The sequence below is a fragment of the Polaribacter sp. L3A8 genome, from assembly GCF_009796785.1.
Classification (GTDB): domain Bacteria; phylum Bacteroidota; class Bacteroidia; order Flavobacteriales; family Flavobacteriaceae; genus Polaribacter.
Map to the genome: position 1 here is coordinate 3,662,966 of NZ_CP047026.1, position 22,980 is coordinate 3,685,945.

The window sequence follows — 22,980 nt, forward strand, 5'->3', positions numbered from 1 at the left end:
TAATACGTCTTTGGTTTGCTTTAATGGGCAAAAATAAACAATTAATAACTAATTATTGAATTTAGGTTGTTGATGTGCAGATCATGTAAGTGGTTGAAGTGGAAATCTTTTTTTGAGGTACGAAAAAAGTGAGTAGTAAAAGCCCTTTCTAACGATATAAAAAATATTGAAAATTAGCGTTTTAGTTAAAAAAGGTTTTGTATTTTTGCGCCCACTTACTACGTGATAGTAAGATTTTTAATAATAAAGGTCGAGAACCTTAACAAATTAACAAATTATGTCTGTAAAGATTAGATTACAAAGACACGGTAAAAAAGGGAAACCATTCTATTGGATCGTTGCCGCTGATGCTCGTGCAAAAAGAGATGGTAAATACTTAGAAAAAATAGGTACTTACAATCCAAACGTTAACCCTGCAATTATTGATTTAGATGTAGATTTAGCTGTAACTTGGTTACAAAATGGTGCACAACCAACTGATACTGCAAAAAACATTTTATCTTACAAAGGTGCAATGTTAAAAAACCATTTAGTTGGTGGTATTAGAAAAGGTGCATTAACGCAAGAACAAGCAGATGCTAAATTTGCAGCTTGGGTAGAAGCTAAAGAAGCTAAAATTTCTGATAAAGAAGCTGGATTATCTAAAGCAGAATCTGATGCGAAAGCAGCAGCATTTGCAGCAGAAAAAGCAGTAAATGAAGCTAGAATTGAAGCAGCTAAACCAGTTGTTGAAGAAGTAGCAGCAGTAGAAGAAGTAGTAGCTGAGGCTGAAGAAGCTCCAGAAACTATTGATGATGCACAAGCAAAAGCAGCAGAATAAATTATAAATTTATACGAAGATGCGTAAAGAAGATTGTTTTTATTTAGGCAAAATCGTTACAAAATATAGTTTTAAGGGTGAAGTTGTTATCAAATTAGATACCGACGAGCCTGAGTTGTACACAGAGATGGAATCAGTTTATGTCGAATTCGGCACAAACTTGGTTCCATTTTTTATTGATAAAAGTTCACTACATAAAGGAAACCAGTTGCGTGTTCAGTTTGAAGATGTTTATTCTGACGAAGAAGCGGATTCTATTTTAAAATGTGGCGTTTATTTACCTACAACGATGTTGCCAAAATTAACTGGTGATAAATTTTACTATCATGAAGTAATCGGTTTTACTGTTGTGGATGCTAATTTTGGAGAAGTTGGGCAAATTGTTCATATTAACGACAAAGCAGCGCAACCTCTTTTTGAAATTGATAGAGACGGAAAAGAAATTTTTATCCCTATGGTTGATGATTTTATTAAGAAAGTAAATAGAGAAAACAATACAATTGAAGTTGATACTCCAGAAGGATTAATAGAATTGTATTTGTAATAATTATTGTGTTAAATTTAAGTATCAATAGATATTTAGAAATATTAAACATCTAGAAAGGTGTCTGAGTGGTCGAAAGAGCTACCTTGGAAAGGTAGTGTACTGGCAACGGTACCGAGGGTTCGAATCCCTTCCTTTCTACGAGAAAGTATTTAAGTATGAATATTACACCCAATTCTTTTAGAATTGGGTGTTTTTATTTGGAATAACAATAGATATTGAGCTATAAAATATTGCTTACCATCGATGGAATTGTTTTTTTTATCAATAATTTTTATAAAAAAGGTGGAAAAATAAAAATACTTGTCTACATTTGATTACCCCCAAATTGTAGTTAAGTTTTGAAAAAACTCCTTTTTATTTTTTTTCTTTCCCATAGCATATTATGGTCACAGCAGGAGACTTCTTCAATTACTAAAAAAACATTTTCATCGAGAGAAGGTTATTTAATTTCTGAGCCTTATAGTTCTTCCTACGATAGCAATGGCTGGTTTTGGGTTTTAGGTGAAGATTTGCGGTCTAACGAATATGTTTTTGGAGAAAAAAAAGTAATTATACAGCGTTTTGATGGCATACATTTCTTTTCGGTAAAAATGCCAGAAACTGGCGATAAAAGAATAAAGGAAGGAAGCCTTTTTAAATACAAAAAAGAAGGGTTTTATTTAAGGTTACTTTACAGTAATTACCCGAATGCAGAATTATTTTATATAGATACAGCAACCTTAGAAATTACCAATGTAACGGAATTTAATTCTCTGCCAAAAAAATATACGCTTGCAGCACAATATTATGTAAAAGATGCAACACGGATATTAGTAACATCTTCAGATAAACTTTACAGTGGAGAATTAAATGGTTTAAAGTTTAATTTGTTAGATTCTATTCCTTTTAATAAAAAATTAACTTCCCCTTTTTTATCAGTTACAAACGTTTTAGAAGATTTTTCTATTGTAAAGTTACAATTAGAAAAAGATTATTGCTTGGTAGATCATAATGGAAAAATCATAAAAAAGCTACATAAAGAAGACTTTGTAGATTTAAAAGGCAATCATTTTTTACCAGTTTATATTGATAATGTTTTTAAAAATAGTAATGAATATTACTTGTATTTTAATTCTTACAAAAATGTTTTTAGGTTTGATAAAAAGGAACAGAAGTTTAAAGAAATACCTAAAACCAGTAAAGGCAATCAAATAATTAAAGCCTTAGATTTTAAAAATGATTTTAAAAGAGGTATCAAAACTGAACTTATTTCTGATTATACGAAACTTTCAATCTATCATTTTAAAGATAAACAGGATAATTTAATAGCAGACATTAAAATTAAAAATTTTTCTAAATATTCATATAATGAAGTTGATGAAAACTTAGTTGTTTTAAACGGAAATACATTAGACCTTTATTATATTACAGATAGTAATATTAAAACTTTTTTAAAAGAAAAAAGCGTAAGAGCTATAAATAAGTTAAATAATAATAAATACATTGTAGCAACGGATGCAGAAGGTTTTTATGAAATTAATGTTGATAGAAATACAGAGGATAAAATAGCAATTTTAGACGGTGGTAAAGAAATTTCTATCAATTATTCTAGAGATATTATTGTGCAAGATAATGGCGCAATAATTACAAACGACTCTGAAAACTTATTTACGTTAGATTCCGCTTACAATATTATAAGAGATAAAAGTTTTAAGATTCAAAGAGAAGAAATTATAAAAATAGGAGACACTATTTTTAATGGGTATAGGAATGGGTTTATGCACAAATATTCTTACTCTAAAAAAACACACAAAAATATTAAAGTAGATGAAGACTTATTGGTTAAAGAATTTGCTACAGATGGCAATAAGTTATATGCCACAACTAATAAGGGGTTTTTAGAATATAAAAATGGAAAACAAAAAATTTACAAATTCGAAAACGAAGAGGCTAACAATTTACTTTCTGTAACTTATAGTAAGTTTTATGGAGTTTTAGTTTCTACTAAATTTGGAAAGGTTTATGAATTTAATACCGCTACTAAAAAGCTAAGCCTTATTTATAAAGACGATTTAACGGTGTCTATTGTTGGTATGATCATAGATAACAACAATAATTTATGGTTAAACACTTATGCAGGTATTGTATCTATAGATTCAAAAACAAAAGTAGTAAATAGGTACACGCAAAAAGACGGTGTTTATGAGCTAGAGGGCAATCGATTTAGCATGTACAAAGACGGTAAGGGTAATATCTTTGTTGGAAGCTATAAAGGGTTAAGTTATTTTAATCCAAAAAAGTTAATAAAAAATAATAAGCAGGTAAAGCCAAAGCTAACGTCTATTTCTTATTTTAATGAAAAAGCTGGTAGATGGAAAATAAATAGCGAGCCTGTTTTTTTAGAAAACGTACATACAATTACCTTGCCGTCTTTGTATCAAAGATTTTCTGCAACTGTTTCCTTAACAGGCAATATAAACCCAAGTGACGTAAAATATAGATATCGTTTAATAGACGAAGAAAACAGGTCTGAATGGTTTTTAAATCAATTTGGTAACGAAATTCTGTTCGCAAACTTAGCTGCAGGTAAATATGTACTAGAAATAGAAGGCTTAAATATAGTCAATGAAAAAATAGGTGAAACGATTGTTTTAAATATTATTTCAGAAATTTTTTTTTATAAAACTTGGTGGTTTATAGGTGGACTTGTTTTATTGGTTTTAACAATTATTGGTTATATGATATATCAATATATAACAAAACAAAAATTGTTTACAGAAAGTAAAATCGCTTTAAATGATGCCAAAGTAAAAAGTGAAATGATGTTAGAAATTCATCATCGAATTAAAAATAATCTTCAAATTATTTCTGGCTTATTAGGTTTGCAAATGCTTAAAAGTAATAATGCAGAATTAAAATCTAAACTACAAGAAAGCCAGGGAAGAATAGAATCTATTGCTGGTATTCATGATGTTTTATACACCCCACAAAGGTTAGATGCTATTTCTGTTAACGAGCATGTTAAAAAAATTATAAGTTATTATAAGAAGTTGTTTTCTGTAAAAGTAGATTATAATTTAACGGTAGATGATTCCTTTTTAACTATGGATAAAGCAACACCATTTGCACTGTTGTTAAACGAATTAATTAACAATTCTAATAAGCACGCTTTTAATAATATTAAAACCCCAGAAATACACATCGTTTTTAAGAAAAAGAACGGAGGATATCTATTTGAATATTCTGATAATGGGAATTTTAAAAATGAAAAAAACAGAAAGGAATCTTTAGGGATGAGAATTGTAGATATGATGAATATACAATTAAAAGGAAAAATGACAATAGAAGAGTCAAACGGCTTTAAATTAACTTTACGTTTTTAATAATGAGCAATAATTTAAAAATTTACATTTTAGAAGACGAAATAATAACTCAAGAACTACTAAAGGAAACTTTAGGTACGTTTAAATATAGGGTTTGTGGATCAGCAACAAATGCAGAAACTGCGTTAAAAGAAATAGCTTTGCTAAAACCAGATATTGCTATTTTAGATATTAGAGTAGAAGGAGTAAAAACAGGTATTTGGTTAGGAAATCAAATAGAAATACCTTTTATATATTTAACTGCTTTTAATGATATGGATACCATAAAAAAAGCAATAATAACAAAACCAGTTAGTTATTTAGTAAAACCTTTTAATGATAAAGATTTATTTATTGCAGTAGAATTGGCAATAAGTAAAATAAATAATGCAAAACAAATTACTATAAAAGACAGAGGTGATAATGTAAAAATATTAGTAAAGGATATATTATACGCTAAAAAAGAAGATAAATATGTAAGTATATATTTAAAAGATTCTACAAAGTTAATACGTTCTAGTATTAAAGAGTTTATAGAAACGGTAGATTGTGACTCCTTTATACAAGTACATCGTTCTTATGTTGTTAATAAAAAACATATTGTTCGTTTTAATGGTAAAGAAATAGAAATAAATAAACAATTAATTCCTATTTCTAGAAGTATTGTTAAAGAAGTTATGGCACAAATTTCTTAAAAATTATTAGACGTATTTATTTCTGTTTTATTGAAGAACCCCATTATTTAAATAAAATAATGGGGTTCTTAAGTTGAAAGTGACCGTTCGCGCCGAATATGTGACCACTCGCGACATTTTTTTTTTAATATGAGGTTTCTGTAATATTTTTGTTAACAAAAATTTAACGAAACGAACTACAACTTAAAACCATATCTTATGAAATCACTAAAAATTACATTCATCTTATTATTTATCAGTTTAGCAAGTATTGCACAATCTGGGGTAGTTTTCCAAGGAATTGCCAGAGACAATAACAGTGCAGCTATTGTAGATAAAACAATGATTTTTACATTTAGAATTACATTACAAGATGGAACTGATTTATACAATGAAACACAACAAATTAAAACCGACAATTTTGGTGTGTTCTCGCACGTAATTGGTACAGGAAATGCCGTTACTGGTACTTTTGGAGGTGTAGATTTTAGTCAAGGAAACTTAAAAGCAATCATAGCAGTAAATAATGATGGTACAGAAACACAAATTTACGATCAAAAATTTGAGTTCGTACCTTATGCAAGACACGCAAATACCGCAACAAATGCAACAAATGCAACGAATGCAAAAAGTGCAGATAATGGTGTGCCAATAGGTACAATTGTATCTTTTGCAGGTGATGTAGTTCCAAAAGGTTGGGTAGAATGTAACGGACAAGACTTAATGGGATTTGTAGATGGAGTTGATGTTTATTACGATTTACGTGTTCTTCTTGGTTTCGTTCGAAATGCCCCAAATCTTGGTGGTGTATATTTAAAAGGAGTTGGTGCACCTAGTAATTCAAATTATACACACGAAATAGGTTTACGTACATATCAAGATCCATCTACACAAACTCATACTCATCAATTGTTAGGTAATTTTGATACAAATGTAACCGGAGATCACGTACATGGTTTAAGATTTGCTAATAGCCAGAATAATGATAATGGAGGACAGGGGTATCCAGCAAATAATAATCATCAATCTTTTAAGAGTTCTGACAGAACTGATAACGATACACAATGGTATTATGATAATAATCATGCTCAAAGAATGGAGGAAACAAAGGGTAACCATAACCATACTGTAAACATTGAAAGAACAACAGGTCATGGGGGTATTTTAGGTAATGCTCAAGTAGATGGTAATCATGAGAAAGAAAATCGTCCGTATAGTTATGGTGTACGTTATATCATAAAATACTAATACAAACCCTAATTAAAACAAAAACAACATATTATGAGAAAATTACTAATTTTCTTGTTGTTTTGGGTGGGTATAACTCAAGCACAAGAGCAAAGCGACCATAAAGGATCTTTCCTTTCTGGTGCGGGCAAAGTACAAAATACAAGTAATAATTTACAAATTCAGTTTCAGATTGGTGCTACTTTTCAGTATCCAATGGCAACAGAAGATAAAACCAAGGCAGGTTTCCCTTTTGGAATTTTATACGTGCCAAATACTTTTAGTGATAAAACGTATGAGGTTTCTAAAGGCTATTATCCAGATAAAATTAGATTAAGCTGGTCTATTGGTGCTAATGAAGAAAATATTACTAAGGTAAAAGTTTTTAGAAAACCATTAGAAGGACAGGCTCAATATAACTTAATAGCTACAGTGGGTAAAGATGTATTTGAGTTCGAAGATACTCAGGTAGAAGGCGGTGTTTTATACCAATACAAATTACTTGCAGAAGGTATAAACTCTATAGAGCAAAAATATGTAAATTTTATAGAGGGCATTGGGTATAGAAACCCAACAGCATTTGTGTCTGGTACCATTAGTTTTGAAGGTGGTAGCCCCGTTAAAGATGTTAAAGTTTTAGCAGAACCAATTGGTGCAGAAGGAGCCGTTGGTAAAGGAACATCGATAGAATTTAAAAATGAAACAGAGCATTTATATTTAAGTGAAAACTTTGAGTTGATTAGTGCTAAAAATATAACGATAGAAGGTTGGTTTGCTCCAAGAGCAGAAAATTTACTATTAACACCGTATTCAATTTCTTTACAAGATGGTAGAGAATTAGAGTTAGAGTATCATTATTTTGGTGAGAATAAACAAGTGATTTTTTCTTTTAAAGAAAAAGAAGCTTCTGGCAGTTTACTTAGATTTAATCTTTCTGGTTCTTACCCAACAGGAGAAGTAGACGCTTCTGGTAAAGATGTATTTGCTAATTTAAGCACTATTACAAGTCAAACTTTTGTGCATTTAGCGGTTGTTTTAAAGGACGGAACAGTTCCTACAGTTTTCTTAAATGGTAGAGAAATTAATCAAAATTATTTTGATAATGCAACGGTTCCAGAAGGAGTAGCTGCACCAAGTTATAGTATTTCTCAAGAAACCATTTATAATAGTGACGAAACAGAGTTAAGGTCTGTTAGAGTTGGAGCTGGATATGTTGGTTATGTAGATGAATTTAGAATTTGGAGTAAAGCATTGTCTTCAGAACAAATAAGAAGAGATTACAAACGTTATTTAGATGGTAGTGAAACTGGTTTAGAAATGTACACCAGAATGGATGAAGCTTATGGAAATTTCGCATACGACTTGTCTAAATCGGGTTTTAATTTTCATAAAAACGATTTAATTACATCTAAAATTAATTCTACAAACACGGTTTTTTCATCAGTAAAACCAACAAAAGAGCAATTGGGGGTTTTTGGTATTACAGATAAAGATGGTAATTATGCTATTTCTGCAATTTCTTATGCAGGTTCTGGAGAGCAATTTAAAGTAACACCAAGTTTTGGTGTTCATAAATTTAAACCAGCAACGCAAACTTTATTTTTAGGTAAAGAAGAATCTGTAGTAAACAAAGTAGATTATGAAGATGTTTCTTCATTCAAGTTTAATGGTAGAATTGTCTATGATACAAGAAATGTATTTGCAACAATTCCTATTTCTGATCCAGCGTTAGAAACGATAAATGAAATTAGAGAAACTGGGTACAATTCGTACTTAGTAAATGGTACAATTACACTTAATAAAGGACAATATTTTTATGACGGTGGAGAAGTAGATGCTGCAAGTGGTAATTTAATTAACGGAGAATTAAAACAATACCCAGTTATTGGTATTGAAGGAGCTAACTTGTATATTGATGGACAAGTAGTTTTTGATGAAGATAACCAACCTGTTGTTACAGATGTAGATGGTAAATTTGCAATTAATGTTCCTATTGGTAATCATAAAGTAGAAATTACTAAAGAAGGGCATAAATTTGCATATGAAGGTAGATTTCCAGAGAAAAAAACAAGTACAGGCGGTAGCTTATTCGATTTTTATGAAGACCAAATACAAGAGCGTTGGTTTTTAGATGAAACTCGTGTAACTGTTGTTGGTAAGGTTGTTGGAGGTAGAATACAATCAGAAAAAGAAATTGGTTTTGGTTTTAATGGTCTTAAAGAACATGCAAATGAAGTTGGTGAAGGAGAACCAGAAAATAAAGAAGTTTATTCTGCTGTAAATAATATAGGGCAAGCAACTGTTACTTTTAAAGGAGATTTGAATACGAATGAACTAGATTATATTGCAACTACAAATGCTGCAACTGGTGAGTTTAAAATAAAATTAATTCCTTATAAATATACAGTAAAAGCAAATGGAGGTATTAATATTGCAAGCAATCCAGAGATAGGTAGTAAATTTTTAGATGCAGATGATGAGTTCGATGTAACAGAAATAAAAGAACTTATAACATCTAGCTTCGTTGCTGTAGATGGTAAAGAATTTACATCAGAAAAGTACCAATACGTGAATAATTTTAGATACAACTCTAAGATTAATGTACGTTTGGTAGAACAAGAGTATGAGCAAAAATTTCCTTTAACGAATGATAGTAGTATTACTATTGATATATCTGAACTTGAAGTGCCTTTATACAAGCAAAAAGAAGAATACAGACTTGCTTTTGAAGTTACACAAGATTATGTAAATAAAGATGATTCAGAAGAAGATGTTATAGTAAAAGAATACTATAATGAAGGAGCTTTTAATATTACAAATAATTTTGCAAGTTCTAATCCAGATGATAATTCTGTACAACTAGTAAAAAAATCTGGTAAAGAGGTTTATGTATATTCTTTTAGAGCTGGTGTGCCAAATATTACACAAACGGATGGTTTTAAAAATGCCATGAATATAGAGTATAATGTTTCTGGTTTAGACCCTATTTCAATTTTAAACCCTGAAGATTTAAAAGCAGAAGGAATTGTAATTGGTGGTAAATCTGCGGATGGTACAACGTTTTCTACAGTTGCTCCAGAAGTGCCAGATATTATTTTAAGAGATCCTCCAGGATCTAATAGTTTTGCAAGTATAGAAAAAGGAACTTCTATTTCTTTTGAAAAATCTAATAGCAATTCTAGTACTAATACATTTGGTGGTGGTTTGTATGCAAGTATAGGTCCAACTTTTACTACCAAAGCTGGTACTCCTTTTTTCGCTATTGAATCGGAACTAAATATTGTAGCGGATTTAGAAGCAAATTTTTCTAAATCTCAAGAAATAAATACGAATGGGAGCACAACAGAAACGTATGAGTTTAACGAAACTATTTCTACAAGTGATGACCCAGAATATGTGGGGGCAGATGGAGATTTATATATAGGTAATGCAAAAAATGTATTTTATGGCTTGTTTAACAATATGTTTGTAACGAATATTATTCCTAAACTAGCAAATGGTTCAGTAGTTCCTCATATTATTGTTGCTGCTAAAGACAAAGATAATGTTCTTGTAAATGTATATATTAGTTCTAGAAAAGATTATTTTATTGCAGAACAACCTACAAATACATTTTTCACGTACTCTCAAAAACATATTCTAGAGAAATTAATTCCAGATTTAGAATCTTTGGTAAACAATTTAGAAGATGGTATAAAGCCAGATCCAGATAAAGAATACCAATCTCCTAATTTTTATCAAAAACAAATTGAATTATGGCAAAAAATAATTCAAGATAACGAACGAGATAAGTATAGAGCATTAGAATCTAGAGCAGAGTTAAAAACAGTAATTCTCGCTAAAATTAAAAAAGATAAAGAAAATTTAAAATTAGAAGAAACAGAATTAACATCTTCAGATTTTGCGAATTCTATACTGTCATTTATTTATGGATCTGGTACTAGTACAGAGTTTAATAACTATATGAATAGTTTAAATAATTTAGTTTCATCAAATTTTGAAAGTAATAAATCGTTTGACGCTGGTGTTGGTGAGTTTAGTTCATCAATAAGTACTTCTTCTGTAGTGTCTAAATCTTATGAAAAAACAATTGATTTATCAGCAGACTTTAAAGCTCAATTAGGGGTTTTACAAAATAATGTTGGGTTAGTAGCTAATATTGCTAGTTCTCACTCTAATGTAAGCACAAGTTCTGCGCAATTCGATAAAGAGTATACTACTGCTATTTCTTATACTTTAAAAGACAATGACCAAGCCAATGTTTTAAGTGTAGATGTTGTAAATTTATTTGATGGTTCTGGGCCAGTTTTTATCACAAAAGGTGGGGCAACTTCTTGTCCTTTTGAAGGGCCAACATTTTCAAACTTTTATAAAAATGCTGGTTATGATGTTAATACTGTTGGCGAAGGTGGAGAAAAACTATCTGAAGGAACAACAAGTGTGTTTAAACCAGAATTAAAAGTAAACAAAACGCTAATTACAAATTTAGCAGAAAATGTAGGTGCCGTTTTTACTTTACAACTTAAAAATTTAAGTGATACAGGTACAGATTTAGAGCACATAATTTATGTAGATCAAACTACATTAAATGGTGCAAATACAAACATAGACCAAAATGGTTTCCCTGTGCTTTTACCTTATAATGAAACTGTAGAAATACCTTTTATAGTTACTAAAAACTCATCTTCAGATGTGTATAATTATGAAAATATTAGAGTTTATTTAGCAAATCCTTGTGTCGATTTAAATGATTCGGATGCATTTGTAGATGTTACTGTAGAGTTTAAAAAATCGTGTAGTAATGTTAGTCTTTCTGCGCCACAATCTAATTGGATTTATAACAGAACAGAAGCCTTTAATTATGATACACAAGGTAATTTATTAGGTACAAATGCTTTGCCTATAACATTTACAGACTTTAATACAGATTTTGCTGGTTTTAGAAAAATTACTTTACAGTATAGAAATGAAAATGCATCTAGTTGGACAAAGTTTAAAACTTATTATGGTAGCCAAGAATTAAAAGATGATGCTTCAGATCCTAAAGGAGTTGTCATAGATTCTGAAACTAAATTTACTTTCGATTGGGATATTGTAGGTACAAATATAGCAGATGGAACTTACGAAATAAGAGCCATTGCATTTTGTACAGACGACGTTTCTTTTGAGTCTGATGTTGTAAAAGGTACAATTAACCTTACACCACCAGTTGTTTTTGGTACGCCTTCACCAAGTGATGGTATTTTAGATATTGGAGAAGATATTAAAGTTCGTTTTAACGAAGAAATTAATAATCATATTTCTACAAATATCACGTTAAGAGGTTTACAAAATCAACAAAAAATAGACCATAGTGTAAGTATTGCTTTAGATGGTTCTATAAATCAAATAGAGCTTCCAAAACAAAACTTGCTGTCTAAAGCATTTAGTATTCAGTTTTGGTTAGATTTTGATGAAACAAGTAATGGAGTACTTGTAAGCCAAGAAGAAGGTCCAAAAGTTACTTTAAACGGAACAAGCCTATTGTTTGAGTTAGATGGTAAATCTATTGAAGCTACAATTGATGAATCGCAATATAATTTCTATTCATTAATTTATGGAGATGGTTCAAATCCTTATTTAGAAATTTTAGAAAACGGAAAAGTTTTAAAAACGGTAGCATTAGAGAAAGAATTATCTTTTAATAATAACAACCCAATTCTTTTTGGAGGAACAGGTATAAAAGGGAACGTTCACGACCTTCGTATTTGGAACAAAGCAACAACTTCTGCACAAGCTGCAGCAGAAAAAGATTTTACATTAACAGGTAAAGAGTTAAAGCTTTTAGGGTATTGGCCTTTAAATGAAGGGCATGGAACTTTGGCTGCAGAAAAAGTACGTGCTAGAAGTGCAAATGTTAATTTAAGTTGGACAATTAAACCAAAAGGACAAGGATATGAGTTTAGCAACAATAGTTACTTAACTTTTGATAATGTAGGTTTTGTACAACCCACAAATTATGAGGACATTACCATCTCTTTCTGGGTAAAAGCAGCTGCTGGTGATGTTGGAACTATTTTTGGAAATGGAACAGGAATAGATAATATTGGGGAACCAAAATTAACAAATGGTTTTAGAAACAAATGGGATATTAGTTTACTAGAAAACGGAACTTTAAATTTAAAAACAGAAGGTGTAGATTATAAATTAACTACAAATGCTATTACAGATTCTAATTGGCATCACATTGCATTGATTGTTAAAAGAGGAGGTAGTTTAAATACTTTTGTAGATGGAAAACAAAATACTACTGTTTCTTCTCAGAATATTGGAGGTATTGCAGGCGCTAAATTATATCTAGGTGCACGTTTTAATAGAAATATTCCTGTAGATAATGATGGAATTGCAACAGGTTCGCCAACAGAAACTATCGAAAATTATTTTACAGGTAATTTAGATGAATTTAGAGTTTGGAACTCTGCAAGAAGCTTCGAACAAATTAAAAGAGATCGTTATTTTGAATTAGACAGAGAAACTGCTGGTTTATTAATGTACGTTAACTTTAATGAAGAGGAAGCAACAGTTCTAGACAAAGGACCGCGTTATAATATTAGAAAAGGAGATGGAACTACGTTAGGTTTTGTAACGTTATTAAATGGTAATGCTCGTAAGTTTATAGAAGATTCACCAGCAATTAAACCAGTTCTTAAATACACTAACATACCTTATTCTACTATTATTAGTGGTGATGAAATGATTATTTCGCCAACATTAACAGCAGAAGAATGGAGCTTGTTTGAAGGACAAATATTGGACGTTTCTGTCGCAAATATGTACGACAATCACTTTAACAAACAATTATCGCCTTTAAGTTTCTCCGCATTTGTAAACAGACAAGAAGTTAATTGGTTTACAGAAGATGGTACTAAAACAATTGTATCAGAAAAAATTGTTGATGAAACGTATGATTTTGTGATGGATGTTGTTAATAAAGGAGGAAACAATAAAGACTTTACAATATCTGGCGTGCCAAATTACATGACAGTTTCTGTAAGTTCTGGTACTGTTGCCCCAAACTCTACGAAGCAATTAAAGTTTAATGTAGATAAAGAATTAGCAATGGGGACTTACAATGCTACCATCTACTTAAATTTAGATAATGGCTATACAGATAGATTAGATTTTGAATTAAGGGTAATACAAGACGCTCCAGATTGGGCTGTAAATCCGGCTGATTTTGCTTACAGTATGAATGTTATTAGTCAGATAAAAATCTATGATAATTTTTATAGAGATACCTATACTAAAGTTGGCGCTTTTGTAGATGGTGAAAAAAGAGGAGAAGCTTATTTAGTATATGACAGTGGATATGATTCTTATTATGCCTTTTTAACAATGTACAGTAATGTAAGTGCAAGTGAAGTTGTTACTTTTAAAATTTGGGATGCTTTAAATGGTAAAACCAGAGTTGCAACTATTAATGGAAATTCCTCTGTAATTTTCTTAGAAAATAATGTTATTGGAACGAAATCGAATCCAGCAATATTTAATGCAGGAAAATATGCTGAACAAGTAGTTTCTTTAAATAAAGGTTGGACTTGGAGTTCTTTCTTTGTTGAAGATGATAGATTTAACAATATTACAGAAACATTTAATGGTTTAGAACTTACAGATGGAGATATTGTTAAATTTGGAACTCAATTTACAAGGTATGAAAACGGTTATTGGTCTGGTAGTTTAACAACTATAGAAAATAGTAAAGCCTATAAAATTCAATTAGCGAAACAAAATATACTTAGCTTAAAAGGAGATGAGGTAAACCCAAGTAATTTAACGATTCCTATTGCAAAAGGTTGGAACTGGTTTGCATTTCCAATTCATAGAAATATTAGTTTAATAGATGCATTAGCATTTTATGAACCAACTGATGGTGATGTTATTAAAGATCAATATAGTTTTGCTGTATATGATCAAAATTCAGTAGAATGGTCTGGTACTTTGCGTTACCTACAATCAAATAGAGGGTATATGTTAAAGTCAGATAAAGAACAGTCATTTAGTTATCCAAACATCAATTTTGCTGAAAAGGGGCAAGTTAAAGAGCAAGTACATACAACAGAAATGATTAATAGCTTTGCTAGATATCAATTTAATATGGGAGTAATTGCAGAAATTACTACAGACGAAATTTTTGATGAGGTAAGAATATATGATCAGAATAATGTATTAAGAGGAAGCTCTAAAATTGAAATAATAAAAGGAAAACAGATGAGTTTTATCTCAATTTTTAGTGATGCATCAGAACAATTAAATTATGTTTTATCAAATACCAAAAAAGATATTAAATTATCAAAAGAATTGTTTTTCGTTTCAAATGAGGTTTTGGGAACTTTAAAAACACCAATAGAGTTAAGTTTAAAGTCTTTATCTGTTGATACAAGTTTTAATAACACTGTAAGTATGTATCCAAATCCATTTAGCGATGAGTTAATTTTAAATGTTTTAGGCAGCACAAATGTTACCAATTTAATATTCTATAATACTTTAGGTGTAAGAATAAAGGAAGTTAAGGTTACAAAGCCAAAGACAATAATTACTACAAGAGATTTATCAATTGGTGTGTTTTTTGTGAAAGTTATAGATGAAAATGGTATGCAAATAGTAAGAAAACTAATTAAAAAATAAATTATTTATGAGAAATAGTATATTATTTATATTCTTATTATTAGTAGCTAATGTTTACAGCCAATCTCCAGATTGGTCTGTAAATGCTAGCTCATATCAATATAATATGACATTTACAGTTTTTTTAAATGTAAATGGAACTGTATTAATAAATGCAAATGATAAAGTTGGCGCATTTGTAAATGGAGAAAATAGAGGAGAAGCAACAGTTGTTTATAATGCAAATGCCAAAAAATATGTTGCTTATTTAACTGTTTTAGCAAATACAGCAGCAGAAACAATTAGCTTCAAAATTTATGATAGTACAAATAATACAATTATTAATGTTCCAAAAACAGAAGTTTTTGAAATAAATAAAAATCTAGGAGGTGCGTTTCAATCATACAGTATTGCGAATCCAACGCTTAATTCTCAGGCAAAAATTAATAGTTTTTCGTATCAAGGAATTGCAATAGAAAATACTTTAATAACCAATAATACAGTTACTATAGAAGTATTATCTACAGTAGATATTACCAACTTAACCCCCGTTTTTACTACAGAAAATAATGGAAAAGTTTATTCAAACAAAACCCTGCAAGTTTCATCTAATAATACATTAGATTTTTCTAATGATGTAGTTTATGAAGTTTTATCTGAAGATGAATCTCAGAAAGTACTTTATACAGTTAAGGTTAAGAAAATAGTAAATACTAACAATCAAATTACTTTTACCGATGCAAATTTTACGTTTGATGGTACTGAGAAATCGTTAACAATTGGCGGCACTTTGCCAAGTGGAACAAGTGTTGCATACACAAATAATGGTTTAACAAATGTGGGTTCAAAACAGGTTACAGCAACTATTTCTGGACCAAGTTTTCAAGATGTAGTATTAACTGCTAATCTAACAGTAACCCAAGCTACAATTACGGGTGTTACTTTTTCTAATGCAAGTTTTACTTTTGATGGATCCGAAAAAAAAATAACAATTGTAGGGGCCATTCCAAATGGAACGACACTTAATTACGTTTTAAATACAAGAACAAATGCTGGGAATCAAGAAGCATTTGCAGTAATTACAGGAGACAATTATGTCAATTTAGTTTTAAAAGCCAATTTAATAGTAGAAAAAGCAATTTTTGGTGGGTTTACTTTTAGCGATAAAAGTTATATTTATGATGGAACATCAAAATCGATTTTAATTACAGAAAATTTACCGATAGAAACTACTGTTAATTTTACAAACAATAATAAAACCAATGCTGGTGTTTACGAAGTTGTAGCTACTATTTCAAAAGATAATTACAAAGATTTAGTTTTAAAAGCAAACCTAACAATAACTAAATTAACACTTAGTGGTTTTTCTTTTGAAGACGAAAATTTTATTTATGATGGAAAATCAAAATCCATTTTAATTGCAGGTGATTTACCTTTCGAAACTACCATTTCTTATTCGAATAATAATTTAACAGATACAGGTTCTTATGAAGTTACAGCCACCATTTCTGGGGCTAATTATCAAGATTTAATTTTAAAAGCCAATTTAACAATTACAAAAGCAACATTAAGTGGTTTTGTGTTTGATGATGAAAGCTTTGTGTACGATGGAACTTCAAAATCTTTGAAAATTTCAGGGGATTTACCAAGTGACGTATCTGTTTCTTATTCGAATAATAATTTAACAGATGCAGGTTCTTATGAAGTTACAGCAACCATTTTTGGAGCTAATTATAAAAACTTAATTTTAAAAGCCAATTTAACAATTACAAAAGCAACATTAAGTAATTTTACTTTTGAGGATGAACGTTTTGTATATAATGGTACTTCAAATTCGTTGAAGATTTTAGAAAGTTTACCAAGTGGCGTTTCGGTTTCTTATTCGAATAATAGTTTTACAAATGCAGGTTCTTATGAAGTTACAGCAACCATTTTTGGAGCTAATTATACAGATAAAGTTTTAAAGGCAACTTTGACAATTGTAAAAGCAACATTAAATGGTCTTGGTTTAGCGAGTGAAAATTTTGTGTATGATGGAACTTCAAAATCTTTGAATATTTCAGGGGATTTACCAAGTGGCGTTTCGGTTTCTTATTCGAATAATAATTTAACAGATACAGGTTCTTATGAAGTTACGTCCACCATTTCTGGAATTAATTATGAGGATTTAATTTTAAAAGCCAATTTAACAATTACAAAAGCATCATTAAATGGTTTTTCTTTTGATGATGAAAATTTTGTGTACGATGGAACTTCAAAATCTTTGAATATTTCAGGGGATTTACCAAGTGGCGTTTCGGTTTCTTATTCGAGTAATAGTTTTACAGATACAGGTTCTTATGAAGTTACAGCCACCATTTCTGGAATTAATTATGAAAACTTAATTTTAAAAGCCAATTTAACAATTACAAAAGCAACATTAAGTAATTTTACTTTTGAGGATGAACGTTTTGTATATAGTGGTACTTCAAATTCGTTGAAGATTTTAGAAAGTTTACCAAGTGGCGTTTCTGTTTCTTATTCGAATAATAGTTTTACAAATACAGGTTCTTATGAAGTTACAGCAACCATTTTTGGAGCTAATTATACAGATAAAGTTTTAAAGGCAACTTTGACAATTGTAAAAGCAACATTAAATGGTCTTGGTTTAGCGAGTGAAAATTTTGTGTATGATGGAACTTCAAAATCTTTGAATATTTCAGGGGATTTACCAAGTGGCGTTTCGGTTTCTTATTCGAATAATAGTTTTACAAATACAGGTTCTTATGAAGTTACAGCAACCATTTTTGGAGCTAATTATACAGATAAAGTTTTAAAGGCAACTTTGACAATTGTAAAAGCAACATTAAATGGTCTTGGTTTAGCGAGTGAAAATTTTGTGTATGATGGAACTTCAAAATCTTTGAATATTTCAGGGAATTTACCAAGTGGCGTTTCTGTTTCTTATTCGAATAATAGTTTTACAGATGCAGGTTCTTATGAAGTTACAGCCACCATTTCTGGGGCTAATTATCAAGATTTAATTTTAAAAGCCAATTTAACAATTACAAAAGCAACATTAAGTGGTTTTGTGTTTGATGATGACAGCTTTGTCTACGATGGCACACCAAAATCTTTAAAAATTTCAGGGAATTTACCAACAGGAATTTCAGTTTCTTATTCGCATGATATTTTTACAGATGCTGGTTCTTATGAAGTTACAGTCACTATTTATGGGCCTAATTATGAAAATTTAATTTTAAAAGCCAATTTAACAATTACAAAAGCAACATTAAGTAATTTTACTTTTGAGGATGAACGTTTTGTATATAATGGTACTTCAAATTCGTTGAAGATTTTAGAAAGTTTACCAAGTGGCGTTTCGGTTTCTTATTCGAATAATAGTTTTACAGATGCAGGTTCTTATGAAGTTACAGCCACTATTTCTGGAGCTAATTATACAGATAAAGTTTTAAAGGCAACTTTGACAATTGTAAAAGCAACATTAAATGGTCTTGGTTTAGCGAGTGAAAATTTTGTGTATGATGGAACTTCAAAATCTTTGAATATTTCAGGGGATTTACCAAGTGACGTTTCTGTTTCTTATTCTAATAATAATTTAACAGAAACAGGTTCTTATGAAGTTACTGCCACTATTTATGGGCCTAATTATGAAAACTTAATTTTAAAAGCCAATTTAACAATTACAAAAGCAACATTAAGTAATTTTACTTTTGAGGATGAACGTTTTGTATATAGTGGTACTTCAAATTCGTTGAAGATTTTAGAAAGTTTACCAAGTGGCGTTTCTGTTTCTTATTCGAATAATAGTTTTACAAATACAGGTTCTTATGAAGTTACAGCAACCATTTTTGGAGCTAATTATACAGATAAAGTTTTAAAGGCAACTTTGACAATTGTAAAAGCAACATTAAATGGTCTTGGTTTAGCGAGTGAAAATTTTGTGTATGATGGAACTTCAAAATCTTTGAATATTTCAGGGAATTTACCAAGTGGCGTTTCGGTTTCTTATTCGAATAATAGTTTTACAGATGCAGGTTCTTATGAAGTTACAGCCACCATTTCTGGGGCTAATTATCAAGATTTAATTTTAAAAGCCAATTTAACAATTACAAAAGCAACATTAAGTGGTTTTGTGTTTGATGATGAAAGCTTTGTCTACGATGGCACACCAAAATCTTTAAAAATTTCAGGGAATTTACCAACAGGAATTTCAGTTTCTTATTCGCATGATATTTTTACAGATGCTGGTTCTTATGAAGTTACAGTCACTATTTATGGACCTAATTATGAAAATTTAATTTTAAAAGCCAATTTAACAATTACAAAAGCAACATTAAGTGGTTTTGTGTTTGATGATGAAAGCTTTGTCTACGATGGCACACCAAAATCTCTAAAAATTTCAGGGGATTTACCAAGTGGCGTTTCTGTTTCTTATTCGAATAATAGTTTTACAGATGCAGGTACTTATGAAGTTAAAGCCACCATTTCTGGAATTAATTATGAGGATTTAATTTTAAAAGCCAATTTAACAATTACAAAAGCATCATTAAGTGGTTTTGTGTTTGATGATGAAAGTTTTGTCTACGATGGAACTTCAAAATCTTTGAAAATTTCAGGGGATTTACCAAGTGGCGTTTCGGTTTCTTATTCGAGTAATAGTTTTACAGATACAGGTTCTTATGAAGTTACAGCAACCATTTCTGGGTCTAATTATCAAGATTTAATTTTAAAAGCTAATTTAATAATTACAAAAGCAACATTAAAAAATTTTACTTTTAACAATGAAATTTTTGTGTATGACGGAGCACCAAAATCAATTAAAATATTAGAATGTTTACCAAGTGGTATTTCTGTTTCTTATTCGAGTAATAGTTTTACAGATGCTGGTACTTATGAAGTTACAGCCACCATTTCTGGAGCTAATTATACAGATAAAGTTTTAAAGGCAACTTTGACAATTGTAAAAGCAACATTAAATGGTCTTGGTTTAGCGAGTGAAAATTTTGTGTACGATGGTACACCAAAATCTTTAAAAATTTCAGGGAATTTACCAAATGGCGTTTCGATTTCTTATTCGAGTAATAGTTTTATAGATGCTGGTTCTTATGAAGTTACTACCACCATTTCTGGAATTAATCACGAGAATTTAATTTTAAAAGCAAACTTAACAATTACAAAAGCATCATTAAATGGTTTTTCTTTTGATGATGAAAATTTTGTCTACGATGGTACACCAAAATCTTTAAATATTTCAGGGAATTTACAAAGTGGCGTTTCGGTTTCTTATTCGAGTAATAGTTTTATAGATGCTGGTTCTTATGAAGTTACTGCCACCATTTCTAGAATTAATCATGAGAATTTAATTTTAAAAGCTAATTTAACAATAGCAAAAGCACAACAGACAATTACCTTTAATGAAATAAGATTTTCATCAGACCAAAATGAATTTAATTTAGAAGCTACTTCTAGTGCAGGGTTGCAAATTAAGTATGTAAGTTCTAATACAAATGTGGCAATTGTTTCTGATAATTTAGTTTTTTTAGTAGGAAAGGGTGTTGCTACAATAACTGCTAGTCAGCCGGGTAATAATAATTTTAATGCTGCGATAAATAAATCGCAAGAAATAAATATTTCAACTTTAGGAGCAAAAAATGAAATTTTTGAAAAAAAATCAATTTTACTTTATCCAAATCCAGTTAACTCTAATTTAAAGCTAAAACTAAATTCAGAACAAACTGAAGTCGTTTTAATTTATGACACAACAGGTAAAATGGTAAAAATGATAAAAGATTATCAATCGGAAAAAGATATTGATGTTAGCAATTTTACTGCTGGAAATTATTTTATACAATTAAGCGATACCAATGGTTTAATTTCTGTAAAAAGTTTTATTAAAAACTAAAACTTCTACTATTTAAAACACTCATAAAATATATTTTATGAGTGTTTTTTTTATCAATCTTGTTTTGTTTAAATTGATAAATAAAATTTAAAGATTATTAAATTAATATTTATCTTTTTTGAAATCAAAAACCACTTATAAGTGGTTAAAACGTAGACTTACAGCTTATAAAGTACCAAAATTTTATCAGCTAGTTATATGGAGGTTTATTATAGATTTACCGAAAAAGCAGCACGCTTATAGACCTATTGCTAAAGTCTGCGGTATTACTCAAATTGAAAGTAATATAGGGTTAGGTATGATGCATCAAGGGAAATTATGTATTAGAACAACATATTCTTGGATGAGCGAACTTATTTTAACAAGTTTTGTTTTAGAAAAAAACGCTTTCAAAGCAAATATATTTAATAGCTTAATCGTTAAAACGATGGAAGCTGACAAAATACTTCAACCTAAATTTATAAGTAATTAACTACTTACTTCCACAATAAATAATAGGAAGGGAGATGAAATTTTACTGACTATTTTTGATCATTAAGTCGAAATTTAAATTTATGTAGCCTTTTAAAGATGCGTTAATTTAGGAGATACTTTAGAACACTCCACAACAGCCACATTAGTGATATTTGTGTCTTTTATTACCACACTATTTCTAATTTACTGCCAATAGTTTTTTAAGTAACAAAAGAGTATTAATCATGTAACAAAGAAACAGGCAGAACTATGTAGTAGATTCTTGGATTTATATCCTTATCTTATAAAAATAATAATGTCAGCACTTACTTTTACAAGTTTAACAACTAATCTATTTAAATGAAAATATACATTAAAAACATGGTTTGTATACGCTGCCAAATGGTAGTTAAGAGTGAACTTGAAAAGTTTGGGATAGCATATACTTATGTGAAAATTGGAGAGGCAAATGTTAAAGAACAGGTATCGGAAGAAATATTGGGTAAACTAGATACAGCATTAAGAAAATCTGGACTTCAATTAATGGATAACAATAGAAGTATTTTGGTTGAACAAATTAAAAATGTTATTATTGATTTGGTGCATTATACCGATGATCAATTAAAGGTGAACCTTTCTGATTATCTAAGTGAAAAGCTTAATCATGAATACACTTACCTTGCTAATCTTTATTCTGAAGTTAAAGGAGTTACTATAGAACATTTTTACTTGAAACATAAAATTGAAAGGGTAAAGGAATTAATAGTGTACGATGAGCTTAATCTTACAGAAATTGCTTTTAAAATGCATTATAGTAGTGTCGCTCATTTATCTAATCAATTTAAAAAAATTACAGGTTTAACACCAACCCACTTTAAAAGACTTAAAAATAAAAGACGTGGAACGTTAGAAGATGTGTGAATGATGTAATTTAACTTACTAATTGTGTAAGTTTTTGTTTTGTTGGTTGCGCTACCTTTGTTTTATCTAAAATATAAAGCGTATGAAAACCACAGATTTAGAAAATTCAAAACCACATATATTAATTGAGATTATTGAATATGTTCCAAATTCAGTGGTTGCAAAAACAATTATTCGTAAAACTACAGGCAATGTAACTGTTGTTGCTATTGATATGGGAGAGGCGCTCAGTGAAAAAATTTCTCCATTTGATACATTTATTCAGATTATTGAAGGCAATGCCGAAGTAATAATAGATTCCAAATCCAATATATTAAAAGCGGGTGAAGGAATAATTATACCCGCACATACCTCTAATAATGTAAAAGCAAACGAACGTTTTAAAATGATTTCGACCATTATTAAAAGTGGGTATGAAGAATTCTAGATTCTTTATTTGTTTGTCTTAT

10 protein-coding genes and 1 tRNA gene are annotated in these 22,980 nt (G+C 29.8%); all 11 read left to right on the forward strand.

All coding sequences use genetic code 11. The features are described from left to right. Positions 1 to 277: 277 nt before the first annotated feature. The 11 genes from GQR92_RS15180 (at position 278) to GQR92_RS15230 (ending at position 22,958) form a co-directional block, all read left to right on the forward strand. Positions 278 to 820 carry a 30S ribosomal protein S16 gene (locus GQR92_RS15180; RefSeq protein ID WP_158840995.1) on the forward strand — a complete coding sequence of 181 codons (543 nt, stop codon included), beginning with the start codon at positions 278 to 280 and terminating at the stop codon, positions 818 to 820. A gap of 19 nt (positions 821 to 839) precedes the next feature. Further along, complete coding sequence (gene rimM / locus GQR92_RS15185) at positions 840 to 1,364, forward strand: ribosome maturation factor RimM (protein WP_158840997.1); 525 nt, start codon at positions 840 to 842, stop codon at positions 1,362 to 1,364. A 54-nt stretch (positions 1,365 to 1,418) separates the two neighbouring features. Beyond that, positions 1,419 to 1,505, forward strand: a tRNA-Ser gene (locus GQR92_RS15190). Between the two features lie 200 nt (positions 1,506 to 1,705). After that, a complete protein-coding gene (locus GQR92_RS15195; RefSeq protein ID WP_158840999.1) occupies positions 1,706 to 4,729 on the forward strand; it encodes a histidine kinase dimerization/phosphoacceptor domain -containing protein in 3,024 nt (1,007 codons plus the stop codon). Between the two features lie 2 nt (positions 4,730 to 4,731). Continuing rightward, positions 4,732 to 5,403, forward strand: a complete 672-nt coding sequence (locus GQR92_RS15200; protein ID WP_158841001.1) for a LytR/AlgR family response regulator transcription factor — start codon at positions 4,732 to 4,734, stop codon at positions 5,401 to 5,403. 198 nt (positions 5,404 to 5,601) lie between these two features. Further along, entirely contained in the window at positions 5,602 to 6,630 is a 1,029-nt protein-coding gene (locus GQR92_RS15205; protein ID WP_158841003.1) for a phage tail protein, read from the forward strand. A 33-nt stretch (positions 6,631 to 6,663) separates the two neighbouring features. After that, positions 6,664 to 15,273, forward strand: coding sequence for a LamG-like jellyroll fold domain-containing protein (locus GQR92_RS15210; RefSeq protein ID WP_158841005.1), 8,610 nt, complete (start codon positions 6,664 to 6,666; stop codon positions 15,271 to 15,273). Positions 15,274 to 15,280: 7 nt separating this feature from the next. Beyond that, positions 15,281 to 21,157: an MBG domain-containing protein gene (locus GQR92_RS15215; RefSeq protein ID WP_158841007.1), complete on the forward strand. Its 5,877-nt coding sequence runs from the start codon at positions 15,281 to 15,283 to the stop codon at positions 21,155 to 21,157. A gap of 118 nt (positions 21,158 to 21,275) precedes the next feature. Then, positions 21,276 to 21,629 (forward strand): hypothetical protein, encoded by a 354-nt coding sequence (locus tag GQR92_RS18270; protein ID WP_158841009.1) that lies wholly within the window; start codon positions 21,276 to 21,278, stop codon positions 21,627 to 21,629. 341 nt (positions 21,630 to 21,970) lie between these two features. After that, a complete protein-coding gene (locus tag GQR92_RS15225; protein ID WP_158841011.1) occupies positions 21,971 to 22,531 on the forward strand; it encodes a helix-turn-helix domain-containing protein in 561 nt (186 codons plus the stop codon). An 82-nt stretch (positions 22,532 to 22,613) separates the two neighbouring features. Continuing rightward, the gene (locus tag GQR92_RS15230) at positions 22,614 to 22,958 is read left to right on the forward strand and encodes a cupin domain-containing protein (protein WP_158841013.1); all 345 of its coding nucleotides are present in this window, start codon (positions 22,614 to 22,616) and stop codon (positions 22,956 to 22,958) included. The last annotated feature ends 22 nt before the right edge of the window (positions 22,959 to 22,980 follow it).

Excerpts from the sequence above, each read along its gene's own strand:
- GQR92_RS15180 (WP_158840995.1), top strand. The coding sequence starts at position 278 with ATGTCTGTAAAGATTAGATTACAAAGACACGGTAAAAAAGGGAAACCA.
- rimM (WP_158840997.1), top strand. The coding sequence starts at position 840 with ATGCGTAAAGAAGATTGTTTTTATTTAGGCAAAATCGTTACAAAATAT.
- GQR92_RS15200 (WP_158841001.1), top strand. The coding sequence starts at position 4,732 with ATGAGCAATAATTTAAAAATTTACATTTTAGAAGACGAAATAATAACT.
- GQR92_RS15205 (WP_158841003.1), top strand. The coding sequence starts at position 5,602 with ATGAAATCACTAAAAATTACATTCATCTTATTATTTATCAGTTTAGCA.
- GQR92_RS15210 (WP_158841005.1), top strand. The coding sequence starts at position 6,664 with ATGAGAAAATTACTAATTTTCTTGTTGTTTTGGGTGGGTATAACTCAA.
- GQR92_RS15215 (WP_158841007.1), top strand. The coding sequence starts at position 15,281 with ATGAGAAATAGTATATTATTTATATTCTTATTATTAGTAGCTAATGTT.
- GQR92_RS15225 (WP_158841011.1), top strand. The coding sequence starts at position 21,971 with ATGAAAATATACATTAAAAACATGGTTTGTATACGCTGCCAAATGGTA.
- GQR92_RS15230 (WP_158841013.1), top strand. The coding sequence starts at position 22,614 with ATGAAAACCACAGATTTAGAAAATTCAAAACCACATATATTAATTGAG.